At 66.1% G+C, this 17,706-nt stretch carries 19 protein-coding genes and 1 tRNA gene; 9 read left to right on the forward strand and 11 right to left on the reverse strand.

The window, feature by feature from the left end; translation table 11 throughout:
• Positions 1-4 precede the first annotated feature (4 nt).
• Complete coding sequence (locus tag MZV50_RS24945; protein WP_252632029.1) at positions 5-274, reverse strand: zinc-finger domain-containing protein; 270 nt, start codon at positions 272-274, stop codon at positions 5-7.
• A 150-nt stretch (positions 275-424) separates the two neighbouring features.
• Between MZV50_RS24945 and MZV50_RS24950 the strand changes: the two genes are divergently transcribed.
• The 4 genes from MZV50_RS24950 (at position 425) to MZV50_RS24965 (ending at position 4,025) form a co-directional block, all read left to right on the forward strand.
• Positions 425-1,387 carry an ABC transporter ATP-binding protein gene (locus MZV50_RS24950; RefSeq protein ID WP_252632030.1) on the forward strand — a complete coding sequence of 321 codons (963 nt, stop codon included), beginning with the start codon at positions 425-427 and terminating at the stop codon, positions 1,385-1,387.
• Positions 1,388-1,485: 98 nt separating this feature from the next.
• On the forward strand, positions 1,486-2,550 hold the full coding sequence (locus MZV50_RS24955; protein ID WP_252632031.1) for a purine nucleoside permease: 1,065 nt from the start codon (positions 1,486-1,488) through the stop codon (positions 2,548-2,550).
• A complete protein-coding gene (locus MZV50_RS24960) occupies positions 2,547-3,863 on the forward strand; it encodes an NCS2 family permease (protein ID WP_252632032.1) in 1,317 nt (438 codons plus the stop codon). Before MZV50_RS24955 ends, MZV50_RS24960 begins: the two co-directional genes overlap by 4 nt.
• Positions 3,864-3,948: 85 nt before the next feature.
• Positions 3,949-4,025: transfer RNA gene (locus MZV50_RS24965), tRNA-Arg, on the forward strand.
• Between the two features lie 446 nt (positions 4,026-4,471).
• Here the strand turns inward: MZV50_RS24965 and MZV50_RS24970 are convergent.
• Both MZV50_RS24970 and ftrA read right to left on the reverse strand, forming a co-directional pair.
• Positions 4,472-4,753: a hypothetical protein gene (locus MZV50_RS24970; RefSeq protein ID WP_252632033.1), complete on the reverse strand. Its 282-nt coding sequence runs from the start codon at positions 4,751-4,753 to the stop codon at positions 4,472-4,474.
• Between the two features lie 509 nt (positions 4,754-5,262).
• A complete protein-coding gene (gene ftrA / locus MZV50_RS24975; RefSeq protein ID WP_252632034.1) occupies positions 5,263-6,258 on the reverse strand; it encodes a transcriptional regulator FtrA in 996 nt (331 codons plus the stop codon).
• A gap of 85 nt (positions 6,259-6,343) precedes the next feature.
• On the opposite strand from ftrA, the gene MZV50_RS24980 reads away from it, so the two are divergent.
• Positions 6,344-6,766: a rhodanese-like domain-containing protein gene (locus MZV50_RS24980; protein ID WP_252632035.1), complete on the forward strand. Its 423-nt coding sequence runs from the start codon at positions 6,344-6,346 to the stop codon at positions 6,764-6,766.
• Between the two features lie 91 nt (positions 6,767-6,857).
• Here MZV50_RS24980 and MZV50_RS24985 read toward each other — a convergent pair whose 3' ends face one another.
• The gene (locus tag MZV50_RS24985) at positions 6,858-7,010 is read right to left on the reverse strand and encodes a hypothetical protein (RefSeq protein ID WP_252632036.1); all 153 of its coding nucleotides are present in this window, start codon (positions 7,008-7,010) and stop codon (positions 6,858-6,860) included.
• A gap of 77 nt (positions 7,011-7,087) precedes the next feature.
• Between MZV50_RS24985 and MZV50_RS24990 the strand changes: the two genes are divergently transcribed.
• Both MZV50_RS24990 and MZV50_RS24995 read left to right on the forward strand, forming a co-directional pair.
• Positions 7,088-7,339: a DUF6894 family protein gene (locus MZV50_RS24990; protein ID WP_252632037.1), complete on the forward strand. Its 252-nt coding sequence runs from the start codon at positions 7,088-7,090 to the stop codon at positions 7,337-7,339.
• A gap of 55 nt (positions 7,340-7,394) precedes the next feature.
• Entirely contained in the window at positions 7,395-7,604 is a 210-nt protein-coding gene (locus tag MZV50_RS24995) for a hypothetical protein (protein WP_252632038.1), read from the forward strand.
• A 64-nt stretch (positions 7,605-7,668) separates the two neighbouring features.
• Here MZV50_RS24995 and MZV50_RS25000 read toward each other — a convergent pair whose 3' ends face one another.
• Positions 7,669-8,268 (reverse strand): polysaccharide biosynthesis/export family protein, encoded by a 600-nt coding sequence (locus MZV50_RS25000; protein WP_252632039.1) that lies wholly within the window; start codon positions 8,266-8,268, stop codon positions 7,669-7,671.
• A gap of 87 nt (positions 8,269-8,355) precedes the next feature.
• The gene (locus MZV50_RS25005; RefSeq protein ID WP_252632040.1) at positions 8,356-9,147 is read right to left on the reverse strand and encodes a metallophosphoesterase family protein; all 792 of its coding nucleotides are present in this window, start codon (positions 9,145-9,147) and stop codon (positions 8,356-8,358) included.
• Between the two features lie 260 nt (positions 9,148-9,407).
• Between MZV50_RS25005 and MZV50_RS25010 the strand changes: the two genes are divergently transcribed.
• Positions 9,408-10,229, forward strand: a complete 822-nt coding sequence (locus MZV50_RS25010) for a transglutaminase-like cysteine peptidase (protein ID WP_252632041.1) — start codon at positions 9,408-9,410, stop codon at positions 10,227-10,229.
• Between the two features lie 188 nt (positions 10,230-10,417).
• Here MZV50_RS25010 and MZV50_RS25015 read toward each other — a convergent pair whose 3' ends face one another.
• Complete coding sequence (locus MZV50_RS25015) at positions 10,418-10,585, reverse strand: hypothetical protein (RefSeq protein ID WP_252632042.1); 168 nt, start codon at positions 10,583-10,585, stop codon at positions 10,418-10,420.
• Between the two features lie 200 nt (positions 10,586-10,785).
• Between MZV50_RS25015 and MZV50_RS25020 the strand changes: the two genes are divergently transcribed.
• The gene (locus tag MZV50_RS25020; protein ID WP_252632043.1) at positions 10,786-11,439 is read left to right on the forward strand and encodes a sugar transferase; all 654 of its coding nucleotides are present in this window, start codon (positions 10,786-10,788) and stop codon (positions 11,437-11,439) included.
• A gap of 1 nt (position 11,440) precedes the next feature.
• On the opposite strand, the gene MZV50_RS25025 is transcribed toward MZV50_RS25020, so the two are convergent.
• The 4 genes from MZV50_RS25025 to MZV50_RS25040 all read right to left on the reverse strand — a co-directional run bounded on the left by MZV50_RS25025 (position 11,441) and on the right by MZV50_RS25040 (position 17,573).
• Positions 11,441-13,276, reverse strand: a complete 1,836-nt coding sequence (locus MZV50_RS25025; RefSeq protein ID WP_252632044.1) for an O-antigen ligase family protein — start codon at positions 13,274-13,276, stop codon at positions 11,441-11,443.
• 94 nt (positions 13,277-13,370) lie between these two features.
• Positions 13,371-15,590 carry a GumC family protein gene (locus MZV50_RS25030; protein WP_252632045.1) on the reverse strand — a complete coding sequence of 740 codons (2,220 nt, stop codon included), beginning with the start codon at positions 15,588-15,590 and terminating at the stop codon, positions 13,371-13,373.
• Between the two features lie 49 nt (positions 15,591-15,639).
• Positions 15,640-16,908 (reverse strand): outer membrane beta-barrel protein, encoded by a 1,269-nt coding sequence (locus tag MZV50_RS25035; protein ID WP_252632046.1) that lies wholly within the window; start codon positions 16,906-16,908, stop codon positions 15,640-15,642.
• A 71-nt stretch (positions 16,909-16,979) separates the two neighbouring features.
• Positions 16,980-17,573, reverse strand: coding sequence for a hypothetical protein (locus MZV50_RS25040; protein WP_252632047.1), 594 nt, complete (start codon positions 17,571-17,573; stop codon positions 16,980-16,982).
• Positions 17,574-17,706 lie beyond the last annotated feature (133 nt).

Below are 17,706 nucleotides of genomic sequence, written 5' to 3' on the forward strand. Positions count from 1 at the left end.
GCGCCTAGTGGCCGCCGGCGCCTTCGTAGACGCCCGGAGCCAGGCGTTCGTCCTCATCGCCCTCGCCCGTGGCGGCCACGAAGCGGCGGTCGCAATACGAGCAGTCGACGAAGCCGGCCGCGCCCATCTCCAGCCACACGCGCGGATGGCCCAGCGCCCCGCCGACGCCGTCACAGGCGATGCGGTGCGAGCGAACCGTGATCGTCTCGGGCGCGGGGCCGGCGATCGCGGCCGGGTCCATGGCCGTCGGGGCGGTGGAAGGGGTCTTGGCCATTGGCGAGTCCTTGAAATCCGAACGTGGCCTTGGCGCGGCCGCGAACGAGGCATACCTATGCGACGCTGGAAGGCGCCGTCAATGAACGCGCGCCTCATCGGGCGTTTCTGGCGGCGTTCCGACGCCGCCGTGTTGCTATCTGGACGATTCATGGACCTGCCCGCCTACGCCATCGAAGCCGAAGGCCTGTACAAGACCTACGCGGCGACCAAGACCTCGCCGGAGAAGCGGGCGCTGAACGGCATCGACCTGAAGATTCCGCGTGGCTCGATCTTCGGCCTGCTGGGCCCCAACGGCGCGGGCAAGTCGACCTTCATCAACATCCTGGCGGGTCTGGTCCGCAAGACCTCGGGCACGGTGCGGATCTGGGACCGCGACATCGACCAACGCCCGCGCGACGCCCGCGCCGCCATTGGCGTGGTGCCCCAGGAGCTGGCCGCCGACGTCTTCTTCACCCCGCGCGAGTCGCTGGAAGTCCAGGCCGGCTTCTACGGCGTGCCCAAGAGCGAGCGCCGCACCGACGAACTGCTCAATGCCCTGGGTCTGGGCGACAAGGCGGGGGCCTATGTCCGCCAGCTGTCGGGCGGCATGAAGCGCCGCCTGATGGTGGCCAAGGCCATGGTCCACCAGCCGCCGGTGCTGATCCTGGACGAGCCCACCGCCGGGGTCGACGTCGAGCTGCGCCGCCAGCTCTGGCACTATGTGAAGGGCCTGAACGAGCTGGGCGTCACCATCGTGTTGACCACCCACTACCTGGAAGAAGCCCAGGAGCTTTGCGACGAGATCGCCATCGTCAACCGCGGCGAGGTGGTGGCCTGCGAACCGACAGCGACCCTGTTGCGCCGGATGGACAGCCGCAACGTCGTGGTCACGCCCGAGGCGCCCGTAACCACCGCCCCCGCCCTGGCCGGGTTCGACACCAAGCTGCGCAGCGGCGGCGCCTTCCAGGTCAGCTATCGCACCGGCCAGTCCAGCGTCGAGCAGGTGCTGGCGGCAGTGCGCGCCAGCGGCGTCCACATCAAGGACATCGCCACCGAGGACCCGGACCTGGAGGATGTCTTCCTGGCCCTGACCTACGGCGACCCGAACGCGGCCGATCCGACCAAGGACTGATCACTCGGCGCGCCTTCGCCGTCGCACGGCGAAGGTCGCTTGCCAGCCCGACCGACCCACGCCAGCTTCGCCGCGATTTTCGGCGTGGAGGGCGTGTGATGGCGATGCGGTTGCTCGGACTTGTGATGGCCCTGTGCCTGGGGTTGGCGCCGATGGCGCGCGCCGAGACCAAGCCGATCCCGGTCAAGGTCGTCGTCCTGGCCACCTTCGAGATCGGCGAGGTCACCGGCGATCGACCGGGCGAGTTCCAGCCTTGGGTCGAGGGCCTGCCGCTGAAGGAGACCATCCAGGTTCCCGGCCTGCGCAATCCGGCGCGTTATTCGCCGGAGACCGGCGTGCTGGGCGTGATGACCGACATGCGGGCCCGGGCCCGCGAGAGCGTCGCGGCCCTGATTCTCGACAAGCGGTTCGACTTCTCCAAGACCTACTGGATCGTGGCCGGCATCGCCGGAGCCGATCCCAAGGTCGCCTCGCTGGGCAGCGCCGCCTGGGCCAACTACGTCGTCGACGCCGACCCGATCTACGAGGTCGACGATCGCGAGATACCCACCGACTGGCCCTATGGCCTGTATTCGCTGGAGACCGACCGCCCGAACCTGAAGGGCTCGGCCCACGGCTCGTCGGGCATGGTCTGGGCGCTGAACCCCAAGCTGGTCGACTGGGCCTACGGCCTGACCGCCAACACGCCGATCCCGGACAACGGGGACCTGGCCAAGCTGCGCGCCGGCTATGTCGGCGAGCCCAACGCCTTGAAGCCGCCCTTCGTCCTCAAGGGCGACGCCCTGGGGACCACCCGCTTCTGGCATGGCGCCCGGCGCACCCAGTGGGCCGAGGACTGGGTGAAGCTGTGGACCGATGGCGCGGGAACCTTCACCATGACCGACTGCGAGGACCAGGGGATCCTCGACGTGCTCGATCTCTACGCCAAGGCCGGCAAGGTCGACTTCGGGAGGGTCCTGGTCCTGCGCACGGCCAGCAACTATTCGCGGCCGCCGCTGGGCGCGCCGACCTTCCCGCGGGCCTTCCACGGCGAGGGGGCGATGGCGGCCTTCGACTCGGCCTATCGTGTGGGCTCGGTCGTAGTCCGCGAGCTGGCCGGGCATTGGGACAGGTACGAGAACAGGGCGCCGAAGATGACGTCCATTGGGGAGATGGCGAAATGATCGAGAAGCTCTTCAAGCTCTCGGCCCAGGGGACCTCGGTGCGCACCGAGGTGCTGGCCGGCTTCACCACCTTCCTGACCATGGCCTATATCGTGATCGTCAATCCGACGATCCTGGGCCAGGCCGGCATGCCAATCGCCGCCGTCGCCGCCGCCACCTGCCTGGCGGCCGGGTTCGGCTCGATCCTGATGGGGCTGATCGCCAACTACCCGATCGCCCTGGCGCCGGGCATGGGCCTCAACGCCTATTTCACCTTCACCGTCGTCAAGGGCATGGGCCTGCCGTGGGAGACCGCATTAGGCTGCGTCTTCCTGTCGGGCGTGGCCTTCCTGGTCCTGACCGTGGCGGGGATCCGCCAGCTGATCGTCGGGGCCATCCCACGCCCGTTGTTCTCGGCCGTCGCCGCCGGGGTGGGCCTGTTCATCGCCTTCATCGGCCTCAAGGAGGCCGGCATCATCGTCGCCGATCCCGCCACCACCGTGGCCCTGGGCGACCTGACCAAGCCGACCGCCGCCCTGGCCATCCTGGGCCTCTTGATCATGGGCGGACTGATGGTCTGGCGGGTGAAAGGCGCGATCCTGATCGGCATCCTGGTCGCCGCCGGCGCCGCCTGGGCCCTGGGCCTGGCCAAGATCGTCCCCGGCGAGTCCGGCCTCTCGGCCCTGACCGCCACCGCCTTCAAGCTGGACATCCCGGCCGCCCTGCACCTGAACGGCGGGGCGGGAATGGCCATCGCCGAAGTGATCTTCGTTTTCCTGTTCGTCGACCTGTTCGACAATGTCGGCACCCTGGTCGCGGTGACCAAGAAGGCGGGGCTGGTCCAGCCCGACGGCACGATCCCGCGCCTGAACCGCATCCTCACCGCCGACAGCATCGCCACGATCGGCGGCTCGCTGGCCGGCACCTCGACCGTGGTCAGCTATATCGAGAGCGCCTCGGGCGTCGCGGCCGGCGGCCGCACGGGCCTGACCGCCGTCGTGGTCGGCCTGCTGTTCCTGCTGACCCTGTTCTTCGCGCCCTGGGTCCAGGCGATCCCGGCCGCCGCCACGGCGCCGGCTCTGATCATCGTCGGCTCGATGATGGTCGGCGCCCTGGCCGATATCGACTGGGACGACCCGGGCGTCGCCATCCCGGCCTTCCTGACGGTGATCGCAATCCCGCTGACCTTCTCGATCGCCAACGGCCTGGCGTTCGGCATCACCGCCTTCGCCGCCCTCAAGCTGCTGCGCGGCCAGGCCAAGCCGGGCGACTGGCTGCTGTTCGTGCTGGCCGCCCTGTTCGTGGCCCGCTTCATCTACATGGGGGTGGCCTGAAGGCGGCGGCGTGATCGCGTTTGCGCAGACGCCGCCTTTCGGATAAGACCCGCTTCCCGTCCCCCAAACCTCGGGACGGGCGTGTGCATCCGTAGCTCAGCTGGATAGAGCGTTGCCCTCCGAAGGCAAAGGTCACAGGTTCGAATCCTGTCGGGTGCGCCATTTTCCCCCTATAAAATCAGTCGCTTAGCGCGAATCTTGCGCTCGCTTGCGTTGGCCAAGAAGGGGAACAAAACCGGTCAAATCGGGTAGTTCGGGACTCGATTCCCCGGAATAGTCCCGAATAATGTTCCACCTCCGTTCACCCCGTCGGAGGCCAATATGGCTCCCCCACGCGCGCCGATCCCAGTCCGAGGTTCCCGCCGAATCGTGAAGCTGACGCGGATCACGTCGACAGTAGGGGTTGAGGTCCGCACATTGCACTTCACCTTCCCTAGCGGGACCGGACGAAGTCGGCGCTCCGCCGTTGAGTTCGTCCATGCTGAGCATGCCACGCTCGTCGAGGGCGCCGAGGCCTGGGCCGAGGTTGAGCAGGTTCGCGGCCACCCCTGGAGCTATTGGGTAGTCCGGCGTCAGGTCGGAGTTCCGACCGATGCCGGCGCTCTGCTCTAGGCTTTCGGCTGCAGGGCGAAGTACGGTTCGCCCGTTTCGCCGGCCTCAGCGCGGTTCAAGACCTTGTTCTCGCGCCCACGGGCGACGAGCGTCCGGATCCCGCGATATCGGATCCCGTACAGGATGTTGGTGCAGCCGAACGGCAAGCCTTTCGGAGACAGCTTGTAGTAGGTCTCGTTGTGCAGGCTGATCGCGCCCGGCAGGTAGGCATCATCGCCCTTCTCGGCGGCCTCCTTGATCATGATGTCGAGGAGGTGGTCGATTTCGTCGAGGGTCATGGCGCTCCGCCTATGACGATTCCCCAGGCCGCTGAGCGCCCAGCCTTGAAGGTGTCACAGGAACGGTGGGATCATCGGAGTTTCAACGCTACGTGGGCCGTAGCGCGGATGCGCTTCCGGAAAAACCTGCGGACGCGACTTGGCGGCTGACATGCTCAACCTGCGTCGCCGAGTCTAATCTCCACGTGGAGCGAATGAACGTCTCCTATGATCAGGGAACTCGGACGATCAGTGAGATCTCGTGCGGTTAGCCGTACGGGGACCGCCCTACACCGCCGCTAACATCTATAAATTACGTGGCTGTCGGCAACGAATGCCGTTTCCCCGCCGGGCCGCGCCCTAGACGCTCACGCGCGTCCCGAGCCTGTAGTCTCGGCAATCCAGTATGGTCGCACCGGAGTGGCCTTAGCTGCCGACGCGATCAGAGGGACAACCGCGAAAGCGAGGCCAACGCGCCACAACGCTGGTGGTCTAACGGCGAGCCCCCTGTCCGGCGCCCCCGGCGCCCGCTAGGTCGCGGATGTGAACCGCGCCCTATACACCCGGGGCGTGGTCGCGAACCGTGCACGGAAGTGGCGGCGCAGGGCGGCAGCGCGGAAACCGACAGCGTGGGCGATCTGCTCGACGCCCGCCGGCGTCGTCTCCAGCAGGTCGCGGGCTCGGGCCAGGCGCTCGGCCAATAGCCAGCGGGCCGGGGTCGTACCGGTAGCGGCCTCGAAGCGGCGCAGGAAGGTGCGCGAGCTCATGCCCGCGGCTTCCGCCAGGGCCTTGACCGTGTGTTCGCGACCGAGGTTGGCGCGCATGCGGTCCAGGATCGGCGAGAGGCGCGAGGACTCCAAAGCGTCGGGCACCGGCTCCTGGATCAGCTGCGCCTGGCCGCCGTCGCGATGGGGCGGTACCACCAGCCTCCGGGCCACGATATTGGCCGCCCTCGGACCGAAGTCCCGGCGTATCAAGTGCAGGCCCAGGTCCAGCCCCGCGGCGCTACCGGCCGAGGTCAGGATGTCGCCCTCGTCTACATAGAGCACGTCCGGCACCACATCGATATCCGGATAACGGACGCGGAGCGTATCGACATCGTGCCAGTGGGTGGTCGCGCGTCGCCCCTTCAGCAGGCCCGCCGCCGCCAGTACGAAGACGCCCGAGCAGATCGACATTACCCGCGCGCCGCTAGCGTGAGCCTTCTGGAGCGCCTCGATCACCGGTTGGGGGACGGGCTTGTCCGCGCCCCGCCAGCCCGCGACGATGATCGTGCCCGCCTGCTCCACCAGGTCCAGCCCGCCATCGGCGATGACTTGGACGCCGCCAAGGCCGCGCAACGGGCCCTGCTCGATCGCCGCCGTCGCGAAGGTGTACCAGTTGGGGCCCATTTCCGGCCGCGGCAACCCAAAAAGCTCGACCGCCGATCCAAACTCGAACGTGCGCAGGCCGTCATAGACCAGGGCCACGACCTTCAAGTTCTTGGGACCGTTGGCCGACGTCGGACGAAGGGATGATTTTGGCATGATCACGACGGTCTATGGCAATCAGGCCGACTAACCCAGCCTGGCCGCATCGGGCAAGTCTCCCGCGCCAATCGAGGAGGCTGTGTTGAGTTTCGTTTCCGCCCTTCCCGCCGCGCCGTCGCCGGTAGCTATCGCCCACTTCTCCCACCGCCTGGCCGTGGAGACCGATTGTACCGACGTCGCGGCGGAGCTGCGAACCGGCCAGGCTGACTTCGTGCTGCTGCAGGTTGTAGGCACGCCGCAGATCTATGCCCGCCGCCACGTGCCTGGCGCTCTGCACTTGCCGTACGTCGAGATCACAGCCGAGCGAATGGCGGCGTGGCCGGTCGACACCCTGTTCGTGGTCTATTGCGCTGGGGCGCACTGCAACGGCGCAGATCGCGCCGCGCTGAAGCTGGCGATGCTGGGTCGCCCCGTGAAAGTGATGAAGGGCGGAATCGCCGGGTGGAAGGAGCAAGGCCTGCCGTTCGCGACCGGGACGTGGCCGGGAAGCCTGTTCGTCCCCTGACTGAGCGTGATGGCGGGCTGACTTCGCACAGTCCTTTGTGGAACCAGCGACAAGTCCGATTTCCACCCAGCGAGGACGTGGAGAAGGTCTGTTATGCGGCCCCCTGCACTCCCCTCGCCTGCTCCAGCTTCAGCGCGGCCCAGATCACCTTCAGTTGCTGAGGAATAACGGGGAGAGGGTCAGCCTGCCGCGGCGCCGACTCCGGCCGCGCCGACATCACCACGGCATCGAACAGACGGTTCACGAAAGCCCTCAAATCAGAAGAGCGGATTGGGAACCAGGACTGTAGGAACACGTCGGCTTTCCGACAGTTCTGTGCACATGCCTCGCTACCTGTTTCATACCCAAGACGGCCACGTGTTCCACGACAATGAGGGCAGAGAACTCGCGAACCCCGCGGAAGCGAGGCGGGCTGCCCTGAACTTTCTCAGCGAGAATCTGAGGGACAATGGCGCCTTCTGGGAAACAGGCTCCTACCAGGTCACGGTGACAGACGCCGACAACCTCGTGCTGTTCACCCTAGAAGTTCTGGCGACGATGAGCCCAGCAATGTTAGGCCAAGCCGGCAGGTAGATCGGGCCACTGGGCTGACGACGAGCCTAGAACTCGGAGAATAACCTCCGTGGTCATGGATCTTTCCGAATTCCGACGACGCCTCTCAACACTGGGGCCTGATATCCACGCCTGGCCCGACCGGGACGCCGCCATCAACCTGCTGGCCCGATCCGACGACGCGGTCGCCCTGCTGGCGGCCGTCGGCGAGGAAGCGCTCGGCGCCTCCGCGACGCGAACCGCGGACGCTGTCCTCGACGCCATCCAGGACAAGGCGCCCGAATAGATCGACACAAAAAAGCCCGGCGGTGTCCCGCCGGGCCTTTCTGACGCCTGGTCGCGTCAATCGATCAGAAGAAGCGCTCGCCCAGCCGGATCGTGTCGCCGGGCGCCACGACGGTCGAGGGCGTCAACTCCGACTTCTCCTCGGTGGTCTCGCCGTTGTGCTTGATCCACACGTTCTTCTTGTCGGCGCGATAGGTAAAGCCGCCGGCGGTGGCCACGGCGTTCAGAACCGTCAGGCCCGAGGTGTAGGGATAGGTGCCCGGCTTCTCGACCTCGCCGAGGATGTAGAAGGGCCGGAAGGTCAGCACCTCGGCGCTGACGCGCGGATCCTTCAGATAGCCATCGCTAAGCGCCCGCTGCACGGCGATCTGGAATTGGCCAACCGTAAGACCGCCCGCCTTCAGCTCACCGATCAGCGGCAGGGACATCAGGCCGCTGCCGGTAACGAAGAATTCGCCCGAGAGCGAATCCTCGCCGTAGACGGTCACCCGGACCTTGTCGCCCGGGCCAAGCAGGTAGTCCATCGACTGGGCCGCCGCCGAAACGGGCGTGCCGCCGATCGCCGCCTGCTGGGCGTGGGCGACGCCGCCCAGCGCGCCGAACGTCATGCAGACGGCCAGCGCCAGCATCGCGAGCGAGCGCGAGAGTTTCGAAACATCGATCATAGCGAAGCTTCTCACCTTGGAAACTTGTCGAGTCTGGAGGTTGAAATGCCACATCGCACGTGACCGCGAGATGAACAAGGCGAAGTCTCAGGCGGCGCGCGCTTTACTGAACTGAATGATCTTCGGCTCGCCGCCATCAAGTCTAACGGCGGTCAGGACGCCAGTGGCGTAGGCGCCCGTGTCGACATTGATCCGCTGGCGCCCGACGAACACCTCTTCCACCGGCGTATGGCCGTGAACGACGGTGGCGCCCAGGCCGTGTGGATTGTCGAGGAACTCGTTGCGGATCCACAGCAGGTCGGCGGCCACCTGGCGCTCCAGCGGCAGGCCCGGCCGCACGCCCGCGTGCACGAAGACATAGTCGCCATAGACGACCATCAGCTCCAGTTGACGCAGGAAGGTCGCGTGCGCCACCGGGAAGGCCGCGCGGAAGGCCTGTCGGGTCTGCTCCCAGACCTCCGGATCGGCCCGGCCCACAGGCCGCTGGACGCCGTACGAAGCCATGGTCTCGCCGCCGCCGTACTCCACCCAGGACGGTCCCGCCTGCGGGTCATCGAGGAAATGCAGCAGCGTCTCCTCGTGATTGCCCATCAGGGCGCGAAACTCGAAACGCCCCTCGTTGGCCGCCTGCGCCTTCAGGTCGATCAGCCGATCTATCACCGCCGCCGACTGGGCGCCCCGGTCGACATAGTCGCCGAGCATGACCAGCACCGGCCGATCCTCGCGGCCCGTGGCCCGATAGTCCTCGGTCATCCGATCGACCAGGCCGTCCAGCAGGTCCAGCCGCCCGTGAACATCGCCAACGGCGTAAACCACGCGACCGTCCGTGGAGACGGCGCGGCCGGGCTGCTGCTTGGGACGGAACAGGGATTTGAACATCGCACTCGCCAGAGCGCCGACAGGGCGCCGGAACTTCGATTGCCGATTTTGCCCCAGCCAGCGGCTCAGTTCAACGGGCGCCCGATACGTTAACCTGCAATTCAGGACAATTGTTGATGTCGAATTTACTGAGTAAATTTGGATCTTATTGTAGTTAATTCCAAAATAACTACAGGTCTATATTTGAATTAAACTATCTAAATTCAGCTCAAATTCGAGCCTCAAATGAATACTGACCCCACGAACACAGCGGGGTCAGCATGTTCAACACGCGCAACACTGTTATCGGAATTGCCGCCGCCGTCGCGACGATGACCGGCGCCAGCGCCCAAGCCGGCTCCATGCCGTTCATGCCGCGCGGCGAGGGCGTCAGCGCCCCGATGGGCTTCGCCGAGCTCTGCCGCCGCGACTCCGAGACCTGCGGCCTGCCGAACAGCCAACTGGCCCTGCTGGGCGTCGGTCCCCGCGCCAGCTTCACCCCGACCTCGTCGGTGGGCGCCGCCGCGCCGCTTCACCATGAAGCCGACCCGAAGCCCACGACCGACGGCGTCCAGCCGGCCCTGGCCGAAGCCTCGCCGGTCGTCGCGGTCGAAGACGCCGGCCAGCCCCGCGAAGCCCTGGCCGCGGCGGCTCCGGTCGCCGCCAACGAACCGGTCGCCATCGAGCCGGCCGTGTCGACCTGGGGCGCGCGCGGCGAGCGCGAGCAGCTGAAGCTGCTGAACCAGATCAACCAGGCGGTCAATCGCGAGGTCAAGAAGGCCAGCGACATGGACCTCTACGGCATGCCCGAATACTGGTCGCTGCCGCGGATGATCGGCGGCAAGCTGTATGGCGATTGCGAGGACTACGCCCTGGAGAAGCGCCGCCGCCTGATCGCCGCCGGCGTCCCGGAAAGCGCCCTGTCGCTGGCCGTCGCCGTCACCGCGCGCGGCGAAGGCCACGCCGTGCTGATGATCTCGCTGAAGAGCGGCGACATGGTGCTGGACAACCTCACCCCCTGGGCCACGCCCTGGGAAGACCTGAACTACCACTGGGTCCAGCGCCAGGTTCCCGGCACCGCCCTGTGGACCACCGCCGTCTGATCAAGCGACAAGGTTCACGAAGAAAGCCCCGGCGCCTCTGGCCCCGGGGCTTTTTGCGGCTCCCTCGAAGCGATCCGCCGAAGCGGCCTTCGTCAAATACGTTCGCGCCCGCTCCGGGGAACCGGAGCGGGCGCGAAGGTTGTTGTTTGAAGAGATGGTAGGCGAGCCGTCCGACCGCCGACCGCGACCTAGAGCAGGTGCGAGACCGTCAGGGCCAGACCGACCCAGAGGCCCAGCGAGACCATGGCGCCAAGGCCCAGTCCCACCAGCGGCGGCAAGCGCTTGCCACGCTCGGTCCCCGACACGTCCACCGGAGCGGCGTCCACCTGGGCGAATGACATTTTGGCGTCGATCATCGATCAGCACTCCTGATGCTGATCCATGTAGCTTCGCCACGAATAAGGACGCCTGAATAAACAGAGTCTATTGCGCGTTAAGCATACACGCACGAGTTGGGTATTTTTCCCCGCGACGCTGTGAGTCAATTGCGCTAGCGTGTGGACGTCGGAACTGGAAAACAGTCCGCGGCAAGGCACGGAAGTTAGAGGGTCATCTGGTGGACGGGGGATCGTTTAGCGAATTTCTCGCGCCAGGATTGAATAGGCCGCTTCCGCGTGTCGCGGTGGACTTGCGTAAACGCGGGCTCGACATCGCCGCCTCGGCCTTGCTGCTCATATTGTTCGCGCCCTTGCTCCTGCTGGCCGCCTTGCTGATCAAGCTGGAGTCCCCCGGCCCCGCCCTCTTCCGCCAGACGCGTGGCGGCCTGGGCGGCGCGCGGTTCCAGATCCTGAAGCTACGCACCATGCATTGCCGCGAGGATGGTCCCGATCTCGTCCAGGCTCGGCGTGGCGACAACCGCGTCACCCGTACCGGACGCATTCTGCGAGCCACCAGCATCGACGAGCTGCCGCAGTTGCTGAATGTCCTGCGGGGCGACATGTCCCTGGTTGGACCGCGCCCACACGCGGCCGCCCACGACGACTACTACGGCGTACGGATTCCCGAATATTATGCGCGCTACCAGGCGCGCCCTGGTTTGACGGGTTGGGCGCAGGTCAAGGGCCTACGCGGCGGCACGGACACCGTCGAGGCCATGCGGCGGCGGGTCGAGGCGGATATCGACTATATCCAGTCCTGGTCGATCCTGAAGGACGCCAAGATCGTCCTCTTGACCATCCCCAGCCTGCTGATCTCCGGAAACGCCTACTGATCTACGGCAGTTGGTCTTGGGCCCTGGCGGCCCGTTCGGCGACGATCAGGAAGGCCAGACCGATCCGTCCCGACGGGTTCTGGATGGTGTTGGCCAGAGCCTTCAGGCGACGTTCGCCGTTCTGCCGGCCATACTCGATCCTCGCCTGGTACATGACCTGCCGCCGCGCCTCCGAGCTCAGCAGCGGCCAGTTCTCGTAGGCCAGGCGTGTCCTGCTAACGAACAGGCTGGTCTGCAGCGGGGCCACGTCGAGGGAGTGCTCCAGCGCCTGGTTGGCCGCCGTGACGTCTCCGCGCTGGAAATCGACCGCCGATTTCCGCAGCCAAGCGCCGCCCGACCCGGGACGCATCGCCACCTCGCGGCGGCTCAGCGCCTCCAGCCGGGCCTTGGCCTTGGCATCAGGAGCGTTTCGCGCCAGGCCGGCCTCGATGCTGGTCGCCAACACTTCAGCGGAGGCCGTCGGCATGGCCGAAAGATCGCCGCCGAACCGGGAGGCGACGAGCGGGATCGCCGCCAGCAGAGAGACGACCAACACCACGCTCGCGAAGGCGATCGCGCCGCGGGGCGGGACAACTTGCGTATCGCGACGGCGTGGGGCGGGCGCGGAGGCCGTCACGGCGCCCAGGCCAACCGCGAACAGGGCCTGCAGGGCCGGAACCTGAGCGGCGAAATCGGAAAAGCCATGCAGCAGCACGACCAAAGCCGCAGCGATGGCCGCTCGCGCCAGCGTCCCGGCCATGCCCGGCTTCATCGCCTCGCCGCCCGCGCGCCAGAGCGCGACGAGCAGCCAGGACAGCATGAACAGGCTGCCGACGATTCCGCCTTCCTCGAGCCATTGGAGATAGAGGTTATGGGTGGCGCGAACGTCGAACAACACTTTCAGGTTTTCGGTGGTCATAATCATCTGATTGACCACGGGGAATGAGCCCAGACCGAAGCCGAACCAAGGTGACGACTTGAACGCCTCCCAGTGAGCGGCCGAGATCATTTGACGAACGGTCGCATCGCCCTGCAGGTTCTCCAGGCGCGCGGCCGTGAGGTCTGCGCTGCGCATGGCCAGGCCAACCACGACCAACAGCGCCGCGAGGCCGCCGATGATCGCCACCGCGCGAACCTTCCGCCCTTGGGCGATGACCTGCCAGGTCAGCAATACCGCCAAGCCGACAACCGTGGCGAAGATGCCGCCCCGCGATGCGGTCAGGGCCAGGCCGACACCGAACACCGCCGCCAGGCCAAGGCTGACACTGGCGCCCAGGCCCAGCCTGTCGAGCCGCAGCGAGCCGCCGGCGCGCTGGATCGCCTGCGAGAAGAAGGCCGTCGCGAAGACAACCCCAACGCCCATCAGGCTCGCGGCGCTATTGGGACTCAACAGCGTGGCCGTCAGGCGCGGTCTGGCGCGGAGGCCGACATGGTTGACGATCGCCAACGCGGCGAACGCGCCCAGGGCGAGCAGCAGATACCAGATCAGCGCCCTGCGCCGGGTCTCGGAAGCGCCAATGATCTGGCTGGCCACGAACAGGCAGGCCAGGCCCAAGAGGCGCAGGATATTGATAACGAGGGATGAGCGATCGACGGTGATCGACCCGCCGTGCGGCCCCAGATAACGCCAAACGGGATGCGCCCCGCCAGGCCCAAACGGCGTCAGGCTCCAGGCGACGGCCACCAGCAGGGCCAAGAACATCAGGCCAGGCCAGAGCGAGGTCGCCCCCCCGGACGCCTTTCGCGCCCAACCGCAGAAGAGCAGGAGGCTCAGCAGAAAGGCTGCCTGAAAGACGCCGAAGACGGCCGCCACGGCCACGTCGCTGGCGCCGAATGCAATGATCTCGACCAGGATCAAGCTAACGAGGGCGCCGATCGCGACGCCCTCGGAAACTTGCAGCCTTCGACTCTTGGAAGCTCCGGGCGACGGCGCGCCCCCGCCCGATCGCATCCTAGTCCGCATAGTACTTTCGATAGTTGGCGTAGTAATAGTAGGAGTCGCCGTAGCCGTAGCGGGACTGAGCCTTGAGGTCCATCTGGGTCAGGGCGACGCCGGCGATGAACGCGCGCGTGCCCTGAAGCAGACCCAGGGCCGACTGCACCGCCTTCACCGGCGTCTTCTTCCAACGGACCAGCATCACGACGGCGTCCGCATGCGGCGCCAGGATGCGGGTGTCGGCGATCGCCAGCAGCGGGGCTGTGTCCAGAAGGACAATTTCGTAGCGGTTGCGCAACTCCTGCAGCAGGCGATGCATGGCCGCCGAACCGAGCACGTCACGCGGCGTGTAGGCCGACTTGGCGAGCGGCAGAATCTGGGCGCCGCTTTCGTCGTTGACCAGCGCCTGGTCCAGGGTGCTCACGCCATTCAGCACTTCCAGCAAGCCGACCGACGCCGGCTCTTTCAGGAACTGGCTGATGGCGCTCTGGCGCAAGTCGCAGTCGACGACCACGACCTTGGCGCCCGAGCTGGCCAGGGTGCGCGCCAGGGAGAAGGTCGTCGTGGTCTTGCCTTCGCCCGGCAGGGACGAGGTCACCGCGATGACTTTCACCGTCTCACCGACCTTGGAGAACAGGATCGACGCGCGCAGCTTGCGCAGGCTCTCGGCAAAGCTGGAAAGTGGCTTGGCCAACAGATAGTCCGGCGGCGTGAGGCCCTTCAGGGTCTTGGCGTCGTCGACCGTGGTGCCAAGGCTCGGCACCGCGCCCAGATAGGGCAGGCCCAAACGACGCTCGACCTCGTCCTCAGTGAACAGGCCGGCCATCAGGATCTCGGCCAGCACCACCGCCGCGACGCCAGCGCCCAGCGCCAGAACCAAGCCCAGCGCGAAATTCAGCGAAGGCTTGGGATAGCTCGGGCCGGTCGGGATCTTGGCGGGCGACACCACGCGGGCGTCGGCCTGCTCGATGCCATCTTGGGTCGTGGTCTGCTTGAAGCGAGCCAGCAGAGTCTCGTACAGCGTCTTGACCGACTGAGCCTTGCGCTCCAGTTCGGCCAAACCAATGGCGGCGCGGTTATTGCCCGCCAGCGTACCCCTGGAGGCCGAGACGCTCGAAGCCACCGAACCGGTGCGCTGACGCGCGACCTGGGCCTGCGCCTCGAGATTGGAGATGATGCGGCGGATTTCGGCCTGGATCTGGCCGTCGATGTCGGCGAGCTCGCGCTTGGCCTTCAAAAGATCCGGGTGACGATCGCCATAGCGACCGGCCAGATCGGCGACCTGGGCGCTCTTGGTGGCCCGCTGCTGGCGCAGCTGCTGCACGACCGGCGAATTGAGGGACTCCCCGACATCTTCGCCCGTGCTGCCGCGCGCCAGCTGCTGGCGAGCGATATTGAGGCGAGCATCGGTTTCGGCCTGCGCGGCCCGGCTCAGGGCCAGTTGCTGGTTCAGGCCCGAGATTTCCTGCTCGGTCAGGGTGGCGCCCTCGGCGCTGAGCAGGTTGTTGGCGATCTTGTACTGCTGGACCGCGGCGTCAGCCTGCTGCACCTGGTCGCGCAGTTCGGCGACACGGGTGTCCAGCCATTCGTTGGCCTTCTGGGTCGCGTCGAACTTCGCCTCGAGCTGCTCGGTCAGGTAGAGATTGGCGAAGGCGTTGGCCAGATCCGCGGCCCGCTTTGGATCGGTGTGCGTGTATTCGATCGAGATCAGATAGGTCAGGCCCGCTCGACGGACCTTGAGCCCGCCCAGCACCCTGTCGACGATACGTTCGCGCTGGCGCTGGAGCTCCACGGGATCCGTGACCGCCGTCGGCGCCGCAGCCTTCTTGAGCGACGACAACCATGCCGTCGCTCCCTTGGCGTTCGCCAGATAAGGATTAAAATACGGATCCTGCTCGAGCTTCAGGTCCTTGACGACCCGGGCGGCCAAGGAGCGCGACTTCAGAACCTCGACCTCGGTGTCGACGACGGACGAATCCGCCGGCAGCCCCGAGAGCACCGCGTTCATGTCGGTGACCTGTTCCTTGCGCACGTCCAGCATGACCTGGGCCGTCGCCGTGTACTTGGGCGTCTGCTGCAGGGTGAACAGCACCACCGCCGCGAACACGACCACCGCCACGGCCGCGAACAGCCGGAAGCGTCGCCTGAACGTCGCGATCACGAGATTCAGGTCAAAAGACAACGCTCCGGTGTCATTCACCGGAGCGTTCGAAGTTTCAAAACCGGAGCCGTCCATAAGTACTCTCAGTATCCGGCAAATCTTGCCGTTTCGTGGACGTTTTGGATCAGAACTGCAGGGCGACCGAAGCGATCACCTTGTTGTCCTTGAACGAAGCGCCGCTCTGGGCGCCGCTCGAGTCCTGCTTCAGGTAGTTATACGTCAGGAACAGGCCCACGCGGCGGTTCAACAGATAGGTCGCCGTCGCCGAGAAGTTGTCGCGCTTGTCGTCGCGATCGACGCCCTTGTAGTTGTCCTTGCCATGCGTGTAGGCGGCCGACACCAGGACATTGCGCAGGAGTTCGTGGTCGATCGACGCCCCGATGTTATTCGAGATGTAGCCCTGCGAACCGACAGCCGTCGATTCCTCGATGGTGCGCGACCCGTTCACGCCGATCGTCGTCAGCTGGGTCGGGAACCATTCCACGCGGCCCGCCGCGTTGAAACCGTCAACCTTGCTGAAGGCCGGATTGTCGTAGGACTGCTTCATGTAGCCGACCTGGATGTCGCCACGCACCAGTTCGGAAACATCGAAATTGGCGCCGACGCCGACCACGTAGCCGTCCGACGAACGGTCAGAAGCAACGATCTTGGTGTCGTAGTCCTTCTTGTTGCCAAGGGCCGAGAAATAGACGGCTGTGTCCGGGCTGACCGCGTACTCGGCCTTGGCGCCGTAGTAGATTTCATTGCGGTCACGGAAGTCCTGGTCGACGGTGCCCGTGCCAGCGATATTACGAACGTCCTTGTAGTTGAAGTCCCTGTCGTCCACGCGACCGGTGACACGAAGGCGGTTGAACTCCTTGGTCAGCACGATCGAACCTTGGTTCAGATCGTATTTGACCGGCTCACCCGACGCCGTGGGAGCGGTCGGCGAGGTGCGCGGCTCGACAAGCCTTTGGGCCTGGGCCGAGAGGGCGATGTTGGAGCCGCGGTCGATGTCGATCCGGCCGTTGCCCGCGAGGGTGTATTCCTCGGCGTTTTCCGTATCGTTGTCGGTGTAGCGGATCACGTTGGCGCCAGCGAAGAAGCCCAGCGCATGACGCGACCAGTCCGAACGGACCGCCACTTCCGGCTTTACGCGCCAGATGTTGTCGTCGGTCTTGCCGGTCGCGACGGCGTAGATGTTGTCGTTATGCTCGAGATCCACCGTCACGCGCGGATAGACCGTAAAGCCGCCGGCCTTCTGGCCGGTCGCCTCGTAGTCGGGGCGCGGGCGCTGACGAACGGAGACGTTCTTGTCGCGCTTGAAGTTGGAACCGAGATCTTGCGCCTGAGCAATTTGGGGCGCGGTGAACGCGATACAGGCCACGGCGGCCGAGCACGTCAGGAGTTTCATATCATATCCCCACCAGTAAGCGGTGGCCGACGCGCGTCGTGACGCGCCGGTCCACCACGAGGTTTCTTAACTTAGCTGCCGCAGTAGGCGGCGATCACGCCAGCGCACGGATCGTACGGCGCCGGAGTGACGGTCGTCGTAGTGCCGCCGCCAGCGCCCGTCGCGGCGTCGCCGCCGGTCGCGGTCGAAGCAACGCCGGCCAGGCTGACCAGCACGCTCGGCGCGCCGCCGGCGTCGGTCGCGGCCGTCTGAGTGACGGTGGCCGATTGACCAGTCGCCGCCAGCTGTTGGGTCACGGCCGGAGCCGAAGCCACTTGCTGGGCCATTTCCGGAGCCACCGCGGAGGCGACCTGGATAGCGACGCCCGCGCTGACCGTGCCGCTCGAGACAGCTTGGATCAGGGCGGCGGCGATCACCGTCGGCGAAGCGCCGCTGGCGGCCAGGGCGGCCGAGATCGCGGCCTGGATGGCGGCGAGCTTTTGCGCCGGCGTCCGCTGAGCGAAGCCCGGTTGTTGCGCGGCCGATTGGGCCGCGGCCGCGATGGTCGCCTGCAGAGAGGCGGCCGTCGGGGCCGGCGTGTTTTGGGCCCAGACGGCGCCAGCGCCGACGGGGGCGAGCGCGACAGCCAGACTAATGGCGATAGCGCGAACGCGATGAGAAGCCATTGCTCCCTCCAATTGAATAGGGTCCCTTTAGGACAACGTAAACCAATGCTCTAGCCCGAAATGCACTTTTTCGTCGATTTCTCGCCGACACCGTTTCCGGAAGATCACACATGCGCGCAATCTTCACGCGAAA

The organism is Caulobacter segnis (assembly GCF_023935105.1).
In the GTDB taxonomy this organism is placed as follows: Bacteria; Pseudomonadota; Alphaproteobacteria; order Caulobacterales; family Caulobacteraceae; genus Caulobacter; species Caulobacter segnis_B.

Excerpts from the sequence above, each read along its gene's own strand:
- MZV50_RS25000 (WP_252632039.1), bottom strand. The coding sequence starts at position 8,268 with ATGATCGATGTTTCGAAACTCTCGCGCTCGCTCGCGATGCTGGCGCTG.
- MZV50_RS24955 (WP_252632031.1), top strand. The coding sequence starts at position 1,486 with ATGGCGATGCGGTTGCTCGGACTTGTGATGGCCCTGTGCCTGGGGTTG.
- MZV50_RS24970 (WP_252632033.1), bottom strand. The coding sequence starts at position 4,753 with ATGACCCTCGACGAAATCGACCACCTCCTCGACATCATGATCAAGGAG.
- MZV50_RS25010 (WP_252632041.1), top strand. The coding sequence starts at position 9,408 with ATGTTCAACACGCGCAACACTGTTATCGGAATTGCCGCCGCCGTCGCG.
- MZV50_RS24990 (WP_252632037.1), top strand. The coding sequence starts at position 7,088 with ATGCCTCGCTACCTGTTTCATACCCAAGACGGCCACGTGTTCCACGAC.
- MZV50_RS25030 (WP_252632045.1), bottom strand. The coding sequence starts at position 15,590 with ATGGACGGCTCCGGTTTTGAAACTTCGAACGCTCCGGTGAATGACACC.
- MZV50_RS25040 (WP_252632047.1), bottom strand. The coding sequence starts at position 17,573 with ATGGCTTCTCATCGCGTTCGCGCTATCGCCATTAGTCTGGCTGTCGCG.
- MZV50_RS24960 (WP_252632032.1), top strand. The coding sequence starts at position 2,547 with ATGATCGAGAAGCTCTTCAAGCTCTCGGCCCAGGGGACCTCGGTGCGC.
- MZV50_RS25015 (WP_252632042.1), bottom strand. The coding sequence starts at position 10,585 with ATGATCGACGCCAAAATGTCATTCGCCCAGGTGGACGCCGCTCCGGTG.
- MZV50_RS25005 (WP_252632040.1), bottom strand. The coding sequence starts at position 9,147 with ATGTTCAAATCCCTGTTCCGTCCCAAGCAGCAGCCCGGCCGCGCCGTC.
- MZV50_RS25035 (WP_252632046.1), bottom strand. The coding sequence starts at position 16,908 with ATGAAACTCCTGACGTGCTCGGCCGCCGTGGCCTGTATCGCGTTCACC.
- MZV50_RS24950 (WP_252632030.1), top strand. The coding sequence starts at position 425 with ATGGACCTGCCCGCCTACGCCATCGAAGCCGAAGGCCTGTACAAGACC.
- MZV50_RS24945 (WP_252632029.1), bottom strand. The coding sequence starts at position 274 with ATGGCCAAGACCCCTTCCACCGCCCCGACGGCCATGGACCCGGCCGCG.
- MZV50_RS24995 (WP_252632038.1), top strand. The coding sequence starts at position 7,395 with ATGGATCTTTCCGAATTCCGACGACGCCTCTCAACACTGGGGCCTGAT.
- ftrA (WP_252632034.1), bottom strand. The coding sequence starts at position 6,258 with ATGCCAAAATCATCCCTTCGTCCGACGTCGGCCAACGGTCCCAAGAAC.